Below are 15,721 nucleotides of genomic sequence, written 5' to 3' on the forward strand. Positions count from 1 at the left end.
ATTTCATCCGTGATGAGGAACATGCCGGCAATTTTACGGTCATACGGCCGCGATCATGTGCTGGCTTGCTCGGAAAAACTGCCAATTTAACATATTGGCGCCTTGCCCAAAATCCCCGCCGTTGTTAGAGTTTGCCGCACTTTTTTACCCACGCGTTGCCTAGGGTCACTTTCCCATGTTCAAGAAACTGCGTGGCATGTTTTCCAGCGATCTTTCCATCGACCTGGGCACTGCCAACACCCTTATTTACGTGCGTGAGCGCGGTATCGTCCTGAATGAGCCCTCGGTCGTGGCCATTCGTACTCACGGCAACCAGAAAAGTGTCGTCGCTGTCGGTACCGAAGCCAAACGCATGCTGGGCCGTACGCCCGGTAACATTGCTGCCATTCGTCCGATGAAGGACGGCGTTATCGCCGATTTCAGCGTTTGCGAAAAAATGTTGCAGTACTTCATCAACAAGGTTCACGAAAACAGCTTCCTGCAGCCCAGCCCTCGTGTGCTGATCTGCGTGCCGTGCAAATCGACCCAGGTCGAGCGTCGTGCCATTCGTGAGTCGGCGCTGGGCGCCGGTGCCCGTGAAGTGTTCCTGATCGAAGAGCCAATGGCTGCTGCGATCGGTGCAGGCCTGCCGGTTGAAGAGGCGCGCGGTTCGATGGTCGTCGATATCGGTGGTGGTACCACTGAGATTGCACTGATCTCCTTGAACGGCGTGGTTTATGCCGAGTCCGTGCGTGTGGGCGGCGATCGTTTCGACGAAGCCATCGTGACCTACGTGCGCCGTAACTACGGCAGCCTGATCGGTGAGTCCACCGCCGAGCGCATCAAGCAGGAAATCGGTACCGCTTATCCGGGCGGCGAAGTCCGCGAAGTCGATGTACGCGGCCGTAACCTGGCAGAAGGCGTTCCACGTGCTTTCACCTTGAACTCCAACGAGGTGCTCGAAGCGCTGCAGGAGTCCCTGGCGACTATCGTCCAGGCGGTCAAGAGCGCGCTGGAGCAATCACCGCCCGAGCTGGCTTCGGATATCGCCGAACGTGGCCTGGTGCTGACCGGTGGTGGCGCGTTGCTGCGCGATCTGGACAAGCTGCTGGCCCAGGAAACCGGCCTGCCGGTCATCGTCGCCGAAGATCCGCTGACCTGTGTCGCCCGTGGCGGTGGTCGTGCGCTGGAGATGATGGACAAGCACACCATGGACCTGCTCTCCAGCGAGTGATCTTGCCGGCAGCCATCCGATGTGTGGTTTACAGGTAGTGCCAAGGGTGCTACCTGTATGCGGTTGTCGGCGCCTTCAGGCGCCGCATCGCGTTACGCCAGGCGTCGGCACGTGTGTTGCCGTATGATTGACCTCCTGAATAGTCGCCCACGAGGAACGGCCCATTAAACCGCTTTTCGCCAAAGGCCCTTCACTGGGTGTTCGCTTGCTCGTGCTGGTGGTGCTTTCGGTCGCCCTGATGGTGGTCGACGCGCGTTTTTCGGTGTTGCAGCCGGTGCGTCAGCAAATGTCGCGGGTACTGATCAAAGCCTACTGGGTTACCAACCTGCCGGAGCAGTTCTGGCAGGGCATCTCCAACCAGTTCGGCAGCCGTGCCGAATTGATGGCCGAGAACGAGAAACTCAAGACCGAGGCGCTGCTACTGCAAGGTCGCTTGCAGAAGCTGGCTGCCCTGACGGAACAGAACGTGCGTTTGCGCGAACTGCTCAATTCCTCGGCATTGGTTAACGAAAAGGTCGAGGTCGCCGAGCTGATCGGTATCGATCCGAACCCGTTCACCCACCGTATCCTGATCAACAAGGGCGAGCGTGATGGCGTCGTTCTGGGCCAGCCCGTGCTCGATGCTCGCGGCCTGATGGGGCAGGTGGTCGAACTGATGCCTTACACGTCCCGTGTGCTGCTGCTCACCGATACCACCCATAGCATTCCCGTGCAGGTCAACCGCAATGGCTTGCGCGCCATTGCCAGCGGTACCGGCAACCCGGAGCGCCTTGAGCTGCGTCATGTTGCCGATACCGCCGACATCAAGGAGGGCGACCTGCTGGTCAGCTCTGGCCTCGGTCAGCGGTTCCCGGCCGGTTATCCGGTGGCCACGGTCAAGGAAGTCATTCACGACTCAGGCCAGCCCTTCGCTATTGTCCGTGCGGTGCCAACGGCGGCACTCAATCGCAGCCGCTACATGCTGTTGGTGTTCAGTGACAGTCGTTCTCCTGAGCAGCGTGCCACCGAAGCGGCTCAGGCCCAGGAAGCCGCGGACCGGCAGAAGCTCGCCGTGCCAGGTGATGCCCCGGCCACGGTTGCGCCCGCGCCGGCCACGCCTGCTGCCACGGCACCTGTTGCAGTGCCTGCTGCACCTGCTCCCGCGGCAACTGCCCCGGCCCGTGGCGCAGGTGCTGCGCCGGTCCACTCCCGGGAGAGACACTAATGGTTAGTACCCAAAGCAGAAATGGCTGGGTCATTTGGCTGAGCTTCGTGATCGGCATACTGTTGAGCGTTGCCCCCATGCCAGAGGGCTCCGATCACCTGCGACCCTTGTGGCTGGCGTTATTGCTGGTGTTCTGGACGCTGACGCTGCCGCACAAGGTCGGAATGACTACGGCTTTTGTGCTCGGCCTGGCGTCCGATGTGCTGTGTGGGACCCTGTTGGGACAGAACGCACTGGTGCTGACCTTGATCAGCTTTCTGATCCTGTCGCTGCAGCAGCGGTTGCGCATGTTCCCCATGTGGCAACAGAGCCTGGTGGTGCTGGTGATCTTTGGTCTGGCGCAGCTGGTCCAACTGTGGCTAAGCGCCCTGACCGGTAACCGCCAGCCGACCCTCGCCTTGCTCTGGCCTGCCGTTGTCAGTGCCTTGCTCTGGCCCTGGATCAGCTATGCCTTGCAAGGCTTGCGCCGCCGACTCGGCATCCACTGATTCCACTGCCCGCCGTTGACAGGGAGACGTCAAGATGACCCCGCTGTACCTGGCCTCTGGTTCGCCACGCCGTCGTGAACTGTTGACCCAGATTGGTGTGCCATTCACGGTCATCAGTGCCTCCATCGATGAAACCCCCCTGGCCGGTGAGTCGGCCTGTGCCTATGTCGAGCGCCTGGCGCGTGGCAAGGCATTGGCCGGGCTGGCAATGCTCGCCGCCACGGAGGCGCACGCGCCCTTGGCGGTCTTGGGGGCTGATACCGCGGTGGTTCTGGATGGGCAGATCTTGGGTAAACCGCAGGACCGTGCCGAAGCCCTGGCGATGCTTGCTGCGCTTTCCGGGCGCGAGCATGAGGTGTTGACCGCTGTTGCCATTACCGACGGTTCCCGTTGCGAGAGCCTGTCTGTGAGCAGCCGCGTTGCGTTTCGCTCGATCAGCCCGGCCGAAGCGCAGGCTTACTGGGAGAGTGGCGAGCCGCATGACAAGGCCGGCTCTTACGCAATCCAGGGCTTGGGGGCCGTGTTTGTGCAGGGCCTGAGTGGTAGTTATTCCGCCGTTGTCGGCTTGCCGCTTTGTGAAACGGCCGAACTGCTGGCGCGGTTCGGCATTCCTTGCTGGCAACGCCTACAGGCCTGTTGAGCGAGGATGCACTGAAGCTGCCTGCGCTCGCCAGTCTTCCATGAGCGAGCCATCATTACCTGAACACCTTTGACGAGAGCCAGCCATGAGTGAAGAGATTCTGATCAATATCACGCCGATGGAATCACGCGTGGCGGTGGTGGAAAACGGTGTCCTGCAAGAGGTGCATGTCGAGCGTACCCAGCGCCGCGGGATTGTCGGCAACATCTACAAGGGCAAGGTGGTGCGTGTACTGCCGGGTATGCAGGCAGCTTTTGTCGATATTGGCCTGGAGCGCGCAGCGTTCATCCATGCGTCGGAAATCTCCCTGCGTGAAGGGCCGGCAGTCGAAACCATCAGTGCCTTGGTGCATGAAGGTCAGAGCCTGGTGGTGCAGGTGACCAAGGACCCTATCGGCTCAAAGGGCGCTCGTCTGACCACACAGCTTTCGATTCCTTCGCGTTATCTGGTGTACATGCCACGCACCAGCCATGTCGGTATTTCCCTGAAAATCGAAGACGAAGCCGAGCGTGAGCGTCTCAAACAGGTGGTCAGTGACTGCGTGGCCCAGGAAAATATCAAGGATGCCGGTGGTTTCATCCTGCGCACGGCTGCCGAAGGCGCGGGCGCCGATGAAATCCTCATGGACATTCGCTACCTGCGCAGACTCTGGGAGCAGATTGGTAATCAGATCAAGACCGTGGGGGCGCCGACCGTCATTTATGAGGATCTGGGCCTGGCCTTGCGTACCCTGCGCGACCTGGTTAACCCGAAAATCGAGAAGATCCGCATCGACTCTCGGGAAACGTTCCAGAAAACAACGCAGTTCGTCGCCGAGCTGATGCCGGAAATCGCCGACCGGCTGGAGCATTACCCGGGTGAGCGTCCGATTTTCGACCTTTATGGCGTCGAGGACGAAATCCAGCGTGCGCTGGACCGCAAGGTGCCGCTCAAGTCCGGTGGTTATCTGGTGGTCGACCCGGCTGAAGCGATGACCACGATCGATGTGAACACCGGGGCTTTCGTCGGGCATCGCAACCTTGAAGAGACCATCTTCAAGACCAACCTGGAGGCGGCAACCGCGATTGCCAGGCAACTGCGCCTGCGCAACATTGGCGGGATCATCATCATCGACTTCATCGACATGGAAGACGAAGAGCATCAGCGCCAGGTATTGCGTACGCTGGAGAAGCAGCTCGAACGTGATCATGCCAAGACCAACATCATTGGTATCACCGAGTTGGGCCTGGTGCAGATGACCCGCAAGCGCACCCGTGAAAGCCTCGAACAGGTGCTCTGCGAGCCCTGCATCAGTTGCCATGGTCGCGGCAAGCTGAAAACACCCGAGACAATCTGTTACGAGATTTTCCGGGAAATCCTTCGCGAGGCCCGCGCCTATCAGGCTGAAGGCTATAGAGTGCTGGCCAACCAGAAGGTGGTGGACCGGTTGCTCGACGAGGAGTCTGGCAATGTTGCCGAACTTGAGGCGTTCATCGGGCGAACGATTCGCTTCCAGGTCGAGTCGATGTATTCCCAGGAACAATATGATGTGGTGCTGCTCTGATTCGCTTTTGTTGTTCATTTGAGCTGTGGCTGCTGGCAAAGCCGGTAGTCCGGGCCATAGTTAAAGCTCGACTCGGGGAGACATCGACATGGAACGTCTGACGCGCGTTCTGATCGCATTGACTCGCTGGGGCTTGGGCGGTTGCGCCCTGCTGACAGTGCTTGTCGCACTTTACGTAAGCCTTGGGCGGCAGTTGGTGCCGTTGGTGGCTGAATACCGGAATGACGCTCAGGACAAGGCCGAGCAGGCCTTGGGCATGCCTGTCCATATCGGCGCCCTGGAGGGGCGCTGGAGTGGGTTGGCGCCGGTTTTGCTGGTGCGTGATGTGCAGTTGGGTGATGGCCCCAACGCCTTGCGCCTGGATGCGGTCAGGGTCGTGCCAGACCTTTGGGCCAGCTTGATGGAGCGTCAGCTACGCATTGCCCAGATCGAGTTGGGTGGCCTGCAGGTGAGCCTGCATGAAGATGAGAATGGCCGTTGGGCGCTGAAGGGTTTGCCCGTCACGCAAGCGCAATCACTCGACCCTGAGCAGGTGCTGACCCAACTTCAGGTGGTCTCGAAGGTTTCCCTGTTCGACAGCCAGGTGACCCTTGAGCCGTTCCAGCGTGATCCGACAACCCTTACCTATGTCAGCCTCGGGCTACAGACCGGCAGTGTGCGCCAGCGTCTTGATGCGCGTGCGACCCTGCCCGACGGCCAGCCGCTGGCCTTGAGCCTGCGCAGCCGGATTCGCCCGGCTCAATGGCGTGAGGCGCAACTAGAGGCGTACCTGAGCCTGCCGCAGAGTGACTGGGCCAAGTGGATACCGCCGAAATGGCTGGGGCAGTGGAAGGCCGAGCAGTTGCGTAGTGGCGGCGAGGTCTGGCTCAACTGGTCGAACGGTGCGGTGAGCAGTGCGGTGGTGCGCATGAACGCGCCGCGGTTGCGCGGTGCCTATACCGGGCGCAAAGCCATCGCCCTGGATAACCTGGCCCTCAACGCCTGGTTCCAGCGTAGCGAGCAGGGCTTCGAAGTGGCCGTAGACTCCCTGGCGATGAGCCTGGGCGAAATCCGCTGGGAATCTCGTATCCAGTTGCGCCAGTTGGCGGCCACCGAGAAAACCGAAGAAACCTGGGAGGTGCAGGCCGATCGCCTGGACCTTGCCCCGCTCACGCCGTTGATCGATGCCCTGGCTCCGCTGCCGGACACTCTGATGGCCGTGGTTGATGGTCTCAAGGTGACCGGTGGCTTGCGCAACGTGCGGCTGGATATTCGACCCAAGGCCAGTGGCGATCAGCGCCTGAGCTTTGCAGCCAACCTCGACCGGGTGGGGTTTTCGGCCTACCACGGTGCACCGGCGGCAGGAAACGTCAGTGGCAGCATCAGTGGTGACCTTGGTCAGGGTGAGCTACGCCTTGATACCGATGCATTCATGCTGCATCTCGATCCTATCTTCGCCAAACCCTGGCATTACCAGAAAGCCAATGCACGCTTGACCTGGCGTCTGGATCAGGACGGCTTCACCCTCATTGCGCCTTACCTCAAGGTGCTGGGAGAGGAAGGCAAGATCGCTGGCGATTTCCTGATTCGTCTGCTCTTCGACCCTGCGCTTGAGGACTACATGGACCTGCGTGTCGGTCTGGTCGAGGGTGACGGTCGTTACACTGGCAAGTACCTGCCGGCAGTCTTGAGCCCCGCATTGGATGAGTGGCTGCGCACGGCAATTCTCAAGGGTGCGGTCGATGAGGGCTATTTTCAGTACCAGGGCTCGCTGAACCACGGGGCATCCCCTGAGGCTCGGAGCATCAGCCTGTTTTTCAAGGTGCATGATGCGGCCCTCGATTTTCAGCCGGGCTGGCCGACGGTGCGCAACGTCGACGGCGACGTGTTCATCGACGATGCCGGGGTGCGGGTAAAGGCCCGCAGTGGGGAGTTGCTCAATACCCAGGTCAGCAACGTGATAGTCGATATTCCCCATGTGGACAGTGGCGAGCACAGCCACTTGTACCTTGATGGCGAATTTTCCGGCGGGCTTGGCGATGGTCTGAAGATTCTCCAGGAGGCACCTATTGGCACCGGGCCGACCTTTGCCGGTTGGGAGGGCGAGGGCAGCCTGGTGGGCAAGCTCAAGCTCGATGTTCCACTGGTGAAGGGGCAACAGCCCAAGGTGCTTGTGGACTTCAGTACGGCTGATGCACGCCTCAAGATCCGTGAGCCGGCGCTGGAATTGAGCCAGCTCAAGGGCGATTTTCGATTTGATTATGACAAAGGTCTGAGCGGTCAGGGCATTACGGCCCGGGCGTTCGACAAGCCGTTCACTGCGCAGATTTTCGCGGAAGGCAAGCCCGGTCAGTTGCAGACCCGCCTCGCTGCCAAGGGGCAGATCGGGCTCAAGGCGCTGACCGACTGGCTGCAGTTCAACCAAGCCTTGCCGCTGTCTGGCGAACTGCCCTACGAGCTGCAGGTAGCCTTGGGTAGCCGCAGCAATCAACTGACGATCAACTCCACGCTCAAGGGGCTGGCAATCGACTTGCCTGCACCGTTTGGCAAATCCGCTGGCGAGGTGCGTAACAGCCAGTTTCGGATGAACCTGCAAGGCCCTGAGCGCCGTTACGATGTTGATTACGCAGACCTTGCCAACCTGGTGTACGCATCGCCGGTGGGCAAGCCCGGCCAAGGGCGCGGCGAACTGTTGTTTGGCGAAGGCAATGCCCAGTTGCCCTCTGCCCAGGGCGTGCGGTTGAGTGGCAAGCTGGCCGAGCTGGACGTGGCGCTTTGGCAGAAACAGCTGGAACGTTATGCCGGAAACGATCCAGGCGGCAGTGCCCGGCAAGCCCTCCAGAGTGCCAATGTGAGCATTGGGCAGGTCAAGGCATTCGGTCTTGACCTCAACCAGGCGGTGGTTCGTGTCAACCGTAGCAATGACAGTTGGGGCGTGCGCCTGGACAGCAAGGAGGTCATAGGTAATGCGCGCCTGCCGGATAACCAGGCACAACCGATCACCCTTAATTTGCAGACCATTCATCTGCCGTCGGCTGATCCCGCTGAGGTTACGGCCCCGGATGCCCCTGACCCCTTGGCTACTGTCGATCCGCGCAAAATTCCTGCAGTCGACCTGACCATCGGCAAGTTGTTCCTGGGTGACGATCTGTTGGGCAGTTGGTCGCTGAAGCTGCGGCCCACGGCCAAGGGCGTAGCGCTGAAGGATCTGGACCTCAATCTCAAAGGCTTGATGATTGATGGCAACGCTGGCTGGGAGGGTGTGCCGGGGGCGAGCAGTAGTTGGTACAAGGGCCGTCTGGAAGGCAAGGACGTGGCAGATGTGCTCAAGGCCTGGAAGTTCGCACCGACCGTGACCAGTCGGGATTTTCGTCTGGACGCCGACGGCCGCTGGCCAGGCTCGCCCGCCTGGGTTGGCCTCAAGCGGTTTTCCGGCAGCCTTGATGCCTCGCTACGCAAAGGCCAGTTTGTCGAGGTGGAAGGTGGTGCTCAGGCGCTGCGGGTGTTTGGTCTGCTGAACTTCAACTCGATTGGCCGTCGCTTGCGCCTGGACTTCTCCGACCTGCTTGGCAAAGGCCTGAGTTATGACCGGGTCAAAGGCTTGTTGGTCGCCAGTGAGGGCGTCTACGTGACGCGTGAACCGATCACCGTGACGGGGCCCTCAAGTAATCTGGAGCTGGATGGCACACTGGACATGGTTCGAGACCAGATCGATGCCAACCTGCTGGTGACCTTGCCGGTGACCAACAACCTGCCATTGGCGGCGTTGATTGTCGGTGCGCCGGCCATTGGCGGTGCCCTGTTCCTGGTTGACCGCCTGCTGGGGGATCGGGTGGCACGTTATGCCAGCGTGCACTATCGCGTCGAAGGCCCGTGGAAAGAGCCTAAGATTAGCTTTATCAAACCTTTCGAGAAGAACCGTTGATGAAAGCAGCCGTGATTCAGATGGTCAGCCAGAGCGATATTGCTGGCAACCTGGCCCAGGCCCACGCATTGCTTGAGCGTGCAGCCCATGGCGGTGCGCGGCTGGCAGTCTTGCCAGAAAACTTTGCGGCCATGGGGCGTCGTGACAGTGCCGCAATCGGCCGAGCCGAAGCGCTTGGCGAGGGGCCAATCCTGCCGTGGTTGAAACAGACGGCACGTGACCTCAGGTTATGGATTGTGGCCGGAACCGTGCCTTTGCCGCCGGTCGGGCAGCCCGACGCGAAAGCCCATGCCTGTTCGTTGCTGATCGACGATCAGGGGCAGCAGGTGGCGCGCTACGACAAGCTGCACCTGTTCGATGTCGATGTGGCCGACAACCGTGGCCGTTATCGTGAGTCCGATGATTATGCCCATGGAAGTCGGGTGGTCGTGGCCGATACGCCGGTTGGCCGTCTGGGGCTCAGTGTTTGCTATGACCTGCGCTTTCCGGAGCTCTATAGCGCCTTGCGCGAAGCGGGGGCTGAATTGATCAGTGCGCCGGCGGCGTTTACCGCGGTAACCGGTGCCGCACACTGGGAAGTGCTGATACGTGCCCGGGCTATTGAAACGCAGTGTTATGTGTTGGCTGCGGCTCAGGGCGGCACTCATCCCGGTCCACGGGAAACCTTTGGTCATGCGGCGATCGTCGATCCATGGGGGCGCATCGTCGCCGAACAGGACACCGGCGAAGCCGTGCTGCTGGCCGAACGCGACAGCAGCGAACAGGCGTCCATCCGGGCGCGGATGCCGGTGGCCTTGCACCGGCGCTTTTTTTCGCAGGACGCCTTGCGGCCTGCGCACACCTCGGAGTGACTATGAGCGAGTTGTTATCCACCGTCAGTGAGCACCTGCTGGCGCCAGGTGGTCTTACCCTGGACAGCCTGCAGTCGGTGCTCGGTGAGCTGGCCGGGCCCGGTATCGATGCCGCCGACCTGTACTTTCAGGGGCAGATTTCCGAGTCGTGGGCACTGGAGGACGGCATTGTCAAAGAGGGCAGCTTCAACCTCGATCAGGGGGTAGGTGTTCGTGCCCAATCCGGTGAAAAAACCGGTTTCGCCTACAGCAATGCGATCAACCTTGAGGCCTTGAGCTCGGCGGCTCGTGCTGCCCGTTCAATTTCCCGAGCTGGACAGAACGGCAGTGTTCAGGCGTTCAAAAGCCAGGACGTGGTGCAGTTGTACTCGCCGGACAATCCACTTGAGGTCATCAGCCGTGCCGAGAAGGTCGAGCTGCTCAAGCGTGTCGATGCGGCAACCCGCAAGCTGGACCCACGTATCCAGCAGGTCAGTGTCAGCATGGCCGGCGTCTGGGAGCGCATCCTGGTCGCGGCCGCCGACGGTAGCCTGGCTGCCGATGTGCGACCGCTGGTGCGTTTCAACGTCAGCGTGATCGTCGAGCAGAATGGTCGCCGTGAACGCGGCGGCCACGGCGGCGGCGGGCGCACCGACTACCGTTTCTTCACCGATGAGCGTGTCATGGGCTATGCCCGTGAGGCATTGCGTCAGGCCTTGGTCAACCTTGAGGCGGTTCCGGCGCCGGCCGGGACATTGCCGGTGGTTCTCGGCCCGGGCTGGTCAGGGGTGTTGCTCCATGAAGCGGTCGGCCATGGTCTTGAGGGTGATTTCAACCGCAAGGGCAGCTCGGCCTATAGCGGTCGTTTGGGGGAGCAGGTCGCGTCCAGTCTCTGCACCATTGTCGACGACGGTACCCTGGAAGGGCGCCGCGGCTCGCTGAGCGTCGATGACGAAGGTACCCCCACCGAATGCACCACCTTGATCGAGAACGGCATCCTCAAAGGCTACATGCAGGACAAGCTCAATGCCCGCTTGATGGGGATGGCGCGCACCGGTAACGGCCGGCGTGAGTCCTATGCACACTTGCCGATGCCGCGCATGACCAACACCTACATGCGCGCCGGTGATAGCGACCCGGCTGAAATCATCGCTTCGGTGAAGCGTGGCCTGTACTGCGCAAACCTTGGCGGCGGGCAGGTGGATATCACCAGTGGCAAGTTCGTGTTTTCCACCAGTGAGGCCTACCTCATCGAGGACGGCAAGATTACCACGCCGGTGAAGGGAGCGACCCTGATCGGTAACGGGCCGGAGGCCATGAGCCGTGTGTCGATGGTCGGTAACGACCTGTCGCTGGACAGTGGTGTCGGCACGTGTGGCAAGGATGGGCAATCGGTGCCTGTGGGTGTGGGTCAGCCGACGCTGAAGATCGATGCGATCACCGTGGGTGGCACGGGCGCATGACGAAAAGGTCGAGCCGGCAGGGTGCCGGCTCGGCTACGAAGATCAGCGCAGGCCGCGCTGGGTTTCGTCGAGGTCGCGGATGTACTTGAAGATCTTGCGGCTGGCAGTTGGCGGCTTGTTGCGCGCCAGCTCATGCTGGGCCTGACGGATCAGCGAGCGCAGCTGTTGGCGATCCGCTTCGGCGTATTCGTTGACGAAACGCTCGAGGTCTTCGTCGGTGCCGCCGATCAGACGGTCGCGCCAGCGTTCAAGGTTGTGGAATCGTTCGTTGTACTGGCGAGTGGAGGCATCGAGTTGGTCCAGCAGCGCAAGAATGGCCTCGATGTCCTGATCGCGCATCAATTTGCCGATGAACGACAAGTGGCGTTTACGGGCAATGTGGGCGGTGTGTTTGCTGGCATCGGCCAAGGCCCGGCGCAGGGCGTCGGTCAGCGGCAGGCGTGCCAGGGTGTCCGGCTTGAGCGTTGTAAGGCGCTCGCCGAGGTCGACCAGCGCATGCAGTTCGCGCTTGATCTGGGTTTTGCTTTTTTCGCCTTCGTCGAAGGCATCGTCGTAAGAATCAACCATGGTGGCAGTCCGCGTGGAAACGCCGCCATGATAACCAGTCGGGGGCCGCTTGTCCGGCCCGGTCGTGAGTTGACCCGTGCCGAGAGCAGATTTTGAGTGGAGAAGACCATGAGTTCAGTCCAGAGCGTAGGTCCGCAAGCCCTGCCGGCACTGCAGGAGCAGGTCGAGCAGATCATTGCCGAGGCCCGGCGCCAAGGCGCCAGTGCCTGCGAAGTAGCCGTTTCGCTGGAGCAGGGGCTGTCGACCTCGGTGCGTCAACGTGAAGTAGAGACGGTTGAGTTCAACCGTGACCAAGGCTTTGGTATCACTTTGTACGTTGGTCAGCGCAAAGGTTCGGCCAGCACCTCGGCCAGCGGCAGTGAGGCGATTCGTGAAACCGTTGCTGCCGCACTGGCGATTGCCAAGCACACCTCCGAAGACGATTGCGCCGGGCTGGCTGATGCCGCGTTGATGGCTCGCGATTTGCCGGACTTCGATCTTTACCATGCCTGGGACATCACTCCGGAACAGGCCATCGAGAAGGCCTTGGCCTGCGAGGCGGCGGCATTCGAGGCCGATCCACGGATCAAGAATGCTGATGGCACCACCCTCAATACCCATCAGGGCTGCCGCGTCTACGGCAACAGCCATGGTTTCATCGGCGGTTATGCCTCGACGCGTCACAGCTTGAGTTGCGTGATGATCGCCGAGGGCGATGGGCAGATGCAGCGCGACTACTGGTATGACGTCAATCGTCAGGGCGAGTTGCTGGCCGACCCGCAGAGCATTGGCCGGCGCGCTGCGCAGCGTGCTGCCAGCCGTCTGGGCGCGCGCCCGGTACCCACCTGCGAGGTGCCGGTGCTGTTCTCGGCGGAACTGGCCGGTGGGCTGTTCAGCAGCTTCCTGTCGGCGATCTCCGGTGGAAACCTGTACCGCAAATCGTCGTTCCTCGATGGCGCCATGGGCCAGCAGTTGTTCCCGAATTGGCTGACCCTGGATGAGCGTCCGCACCTGCAGCGTGCCTTGGGCAGTGCGGCCTTCGATGGTGATGGGCTGGCAACCTATGCCAAGCCATTCGTCAAAAACGGTGAGTTGGTGTCTTATGTTCTGGGCACTTATTCCGGGCGCAAACTGGGCATGCCGAGCACCGCCAACGCCGGTGGTGTGCACAACCTGTTTGTCACCCATGGTGATGAAGATCAGGCTGCACTGCTGCGTCGCATGGGGCGCGGCCTGTTGGTCACTGAACTGATGGGGCATGGCCTGAATATGGTGACAGGCGATTACTCCCGTGGCGCGGCAGGTTTCTGGGTGGAGAACGGTGAGATCCAGTTTGCGGTTCAGGAGGTGACGATCGCCGGCAATATGAAAGACATGTTCCAGCAAATCGTTGCAATCGGTAATGATCTGGAAACCCGCAGCAATATCCACACTGGCTCCGTACTGATCGAGAAAATGACGGTCGCTGGTAGCTGATTCCCTTGGGCCTGGCCATAACTATGTAGGATCAGGTCATCTGTTTGCAGGCGTAGAGTCCGTTCTGTCGTTCGATAAGGATACGAACACTGAAACGGACTCTCGTACTGTCGTGGCGTAAGCCCTTCTTCGCTGTTCGTCCTTCTTGAACGTATCGCTTGCCCGGCGAACGTGCGCGTTAGCGCTGCGCAGGCCTCACTTTACCTGGCTCAAGAAAAGGATTTCCCAATGATGAATGATGTGAACAAGGCGCCGGAGGCTGTAGGGCCTGAAAATCTGCCCGACTTGAAGGCGCATGTCGAAGTGCTGCTTGCTGAGGCTCGCGCACAAGGTGCCGATGCCTGTGAAGCGCTTGCGCTGCGTACGGCACACCGTGTGCAGCGGGTGGCAGATGATCACGTGGACCCCTGTACACCGACGCTACAGCTTGGCTTGGGCTGGCAGTCTACGTTGGTCAGTGCAAGGCTGAGGTGAGCATCGACCTGAATGAGGGATTCTCGCCTGATGAAGCGGTGAGTTCTCCATGCGCGGCATTGGTTTCTGGATTGAGCATGGCGAGGTGCAGCATGCGCTGAACCCGTTTATTGTCTCGGGCAATATGAACGCACTGTTCAAGCAAATCGTTGCTGTAGGCCGTGATCGCGAGCCCGTTGGACGCTCATTGGGGCGCTCGCTTCTGATTGAACAACTAGATATCGTGAGTGATTGAGCAACTGTCGTAGTGGATCCTACGTCTGGTAGCTCGGCTTGGTGTTGGGCTACCAGAAGGGCACGCGGCTGTGTGAGACAAGGGGGCAGTAGAATGCTTGTGCGTTATTCGCCTTCGTCAAAGCGATTGTTGATCAGCTCAACCAGTGCGTTGAGTGCCTCTGTGTCGTCTTCACCTTCGGTGTGCAGGTGTACCTGAGTACCTTTGCCTGCTGCGAGCATCATCACGGCCATGATGCTCTTGCCATCGACCAGTTTGTCCGGTGCACGGCCAATTCGTACCTGGCAAGGAAAACGGCCGGCAACGCCAACGAATTTTGCGGCTGCGCGGGCATGCAGGCCCAGCTTGTTGATGATGGTTATTTCAAGAGCAGGCATCGCACAAGAGTCCTGTGGCTAGAGGTCGCGGTGGCGGACCTGGACGTTCTTCAGCGATTGCTGCAGCAACTGACCCAGGCGTTCGGTCAGATAGACCGAGCGATGATGACCACCGGTACAACCGATGGCAATGGTGACATACGCACGGTTGCTGGCGGCAAAGCGGGGTAGCCATTTGAGAAGATACCCGGAGATATCCTGGAACATGTCTTCGACATCCGGCTGGGCGGCCAGGTAGTCGATTACCGGTTGCTCAAGCCCGGAGTGATCCCGCAGTTCTGGCTTCCAGTAGGGGTTGGGCAGGCAGCGCACATCGAACACCACGTCAGCGTCTACGGGCATTCCACGCTTGAAGCCGAATGATTCGACCAGGAACGCAGTACCCGGCTCGGGTTGATTGAGCAGGCGAAGCTTGATCGAGTCTTTGAGCTGGTACAGGTTGAGGTTGGTGGTGTCGATCTTCAGGTCGGCCAGATCGGAAATAGGACCGAGCAGTTCGGTCTCGACCCGGATGGCCTCAGCCAGCGAGCGCTGAGCGTTGGTCAGCGGGTGACGGCGACGGGTTTCCGAGAAGCGCTTGAGCAGGGTTTCTTCATCGGCGTCCAGATACAGCACATCGCATTGGATATGCCGGTTGCGTGCATCTTCAAGCAGTTCCGGGAACCGGGATAGATGGCTTGGCAGGTTGCGTGCATCAATGGACACGGCAACCTTGGGTTGCATCAGTTCGGTATTGATCAGCGCATTTTCGGCAAGCTGCGGCAGCAAGCCGGCTGGAAGGTTGTCGATGCAATAGTAGCCATTGTCCTCAAGCACATCGAGGGCAGTGCTTTTACCTGAGCCGGACCGGCCGCTGACGATGATCAAACGCATGTTCAGTGCCCGTTCTGTACATCCAGTACGACCTGATACAGGGACTGGCTATCGCCGGCCGCACGCAGTTTTTCGCGAACGTCCTTGCGGTCAAGCATGCTGGCGATCTGGCGCAGCAGCTCCAGGTGCTCGTCGGTGGCGGCTTCCGGAACCAGCAGTACGAACAGCAGGTCTACGGGAGCACCATCGATGGCGTCGTAATCTATGGGGGCATCCAGGTGGAGCAGCGCACTGATCGGTGCGGTGCAGCCACTGAGGCGGCAGTGTGGAATGGCGATACCGTTGCCGAAACCGGTTGAACCCAGTTTTTCGCGGGCAATCAGGCTCTCGAAGACATCTTGCATTTCCAGATCCGGTACTTCCCGGTCAATCAGGTTGGCAATGTGTTCGAGTACGCGTTTTTTACTGCCGCCCGGCACGTTCACAAGTGAACGGCCGGGGGTCAGGATATCTTC

Annotated in this window: 14 protein-coding genes and 1 pseudogene; 11 read left to right on the forward strand and 4 right to left on the reverse strand. The window is 60.4% G+C overall.

The window, feature by feature from the left end:
* The first annotated feature begins 175 nt into the window (after positions 1-175).
* The 8 genes from mreB (at position 176) to tldD (ending at position 11,285) form a co-directional block, all read left to right on the forward strand.
* A complete protein-coding gene (gene mreB, locus EKA13_RS10845) occupies positions 176-1,213 on the forward strand; it encodes a rod shape-determining protein MreB (RefSeq protein ID WP_008371426.1) in 1,038 nt (345 codons plus the stop codon).
* A 139-nt stretch (positions 1,214-1,352) separates the two neighbouring features.
* On the forward strand, positions 1,353-2,417 hold the full coding sequence (gene mreC, locus EKA13_RS10850) for a rod shape-determining protein MreC (RefSeq protein WP_083199786.1): 1,065 nt from the start codon (positions 1,353-1,355) through the stop codon (positions 2,415-2,417).
* Positions 2,417-2,905 (forward strand): rod shape-determining protein MreD, encoded by a 489-nt coding sequence (gene mreD / locus EKA13_RS10855; protein ID WP_065759391.1) that lies wholly within the window; start codon positions 2,417-2,419, stop codon positions 2,903-2,905. Before mreC ends, mreD begins: the two co-directional genes overlap by 1 nt.
* A 34-nt stretch (positions 2,906-2,939) precedes the next feature.
* Entirely contained in the window at positions 2,940-3,545 is a 606-nt protein-coding gene (locus EKA13_RS10860) for a Maf family protein (RefSeq protein WP_065759392.1), read from the forward strand.
* Between the two features lie 85 nt (positions 3,546-3,630).
* Complete coding sequence (rng, locus tag EKA13_RS10865) at positions 3,631-5,088, forward strand: ribonuclease G (protein WP_065759393.1); 1,458 nt, start codon at positions 3,631-3,633, stop codon at positions 5,086-5,088.
* 88 nt (positions 5,089-5,176) lie between these two features.
* Positions 5,177-8,992 carry a YhdP family protein gene (locus tag EKA13_RS10870; RefSeq protein ID WP_065759394.1) on the forward strand — a complete coding sequence of 1,272 codons (3,816 nt, stop codon included), beginning with the start codon at positions 5,177-5,179 and terminating at the stop codon, positions 8,990-8,992.
* Positions 8,992-9,843, forward strand: coding sequence for a carbon-nitrogen hydrolase family protein (locus EKA13_RS10875; RefSeq protein ID WP_065759395.1), 852 nt, complete (start codon positions 8,992-8,994; stop codon positions 9,841-9,843). Before EKA13_RS10870 ends, EKA13_RS10875 begins: the two co-directional genes overlap by 1 nt.
* A 2-nt stretch (positions 9,844-9,845) precedes the next feature.
* Entirely contained in the window at positions 9,846-11,285 is a 1,440-nt protein-coding gene (gene tldD, locus EKA13_RS10880; protein WP_065759396.1) for a metalloprotease TldD, read from the forward strand.
* A gap of 42 nt (positions 11,286-11,327) precedes the next feature.
* On the opposite strand, the gene yjgA is transcribed toward tldD, so the two are convergent.
* Positions 11,328-11,852, reverse strand: coding sequence for a ribosome biogenesis factor YjgA (gene yjgA, locus EKA13_RS10885; protein WP_065759397.1), 525 nt, complete (start codon positions 11,850-11,852; stop codon positions 11,328-11,330).
* 108 nt (positions 11,853-11,960) lie between these two features.
* On the opposite strand from yjgA, the gene pmbA reads away from it, so the two are divergent.
* The 3 genes and pseudogenes from pmbA to EKA13_RS10900 form a co-directional block, all read left to right on the forward strand.
* Complete coding sequence (pmbA, locus tag EKA13_RS10890) at positions 11,961-13,307, forward strand: metalloprotease PmbA (RefSeq protein ID WP_065759398.1); 1,347 nt, start codon at positions 11,961-11,963, stop codon at positions 13,305-13,307.
* Positions 13,308-13,535: 228 nt separating this feature from the next.
* The gene (locus EKA13_RS10895; RefSeq protein ID WP_065759399.1) at positions 13,536-13,781 is read left to right on the forward strand and encodes a hypothetical protein; all 246 of its coding nucleotides are present in this window, start codon (positions 13,536-13,538) and stop codon (positions 13,779-13,781) included.
* A 46-nt stretch (positions 13,782-13,827) separates the two neighbouring features.
* Positions 13,828-14,016 (forward strand): annotated as a pseudogene (locus tag EKA13_RS10900) (metallopeptidase TldD-related protein); the annotation flags it as partial.
* Between the two features lie 104 nt (positions 14,017-14,120).
* Here EKA13_RS10900 and EKA13_RS10905 read toward each other — a convergent pair.
* The 3 genes from EKA13_RS10905 to ptsN all read right to left on the reverse strand — a co-directional run.
* Positions 14,121-14,393: an HPr family phosphocarrier protein gene (locus EKA13_RS10905; protein WP_065759401.1), complete on the reverse strand. Its 273-nt coding sequence runs from the start codon at positions 14,391-14,393 to the stop codon at positions 14,121-14,123.
* Positions 14,394-14,411: 18 nt separating this feature from the next.
* Complete coding sequence (gene rapZ / locus EKA13_RS10910) at positions 14,412-15,266, reverse strand: RNase adapter RapZ (protein WP_065759402.1); 855 nt, start codon at positions 15,264-15,266, stop codon at positions 14,412-14,414.
* Positions 15,267-15,268: 2 nt separating this feature from the next.
* Positions 15,269-15,721, reverse strand: a 453-nt coding sequence (ptsN, locus tag EKA13_RS10915) for a PTS IIA-like nitrogen regulatory protein PtsN (RefSeq protein ID WP_065759403.1), incomplete at its 5' end; no start/stop codon positions are given.

The organism is Pseudomonas defluvii, from assembly GCF_001695625.1.
GTDB classification, from domain to species: domain Bacteria; phylum Pseudomonadota; class Gammaproteobacteria; order Pseudomonadales; family Pseudomonadaceae; genus Aquipseudomonas; species Aquipseudomonas defluvii.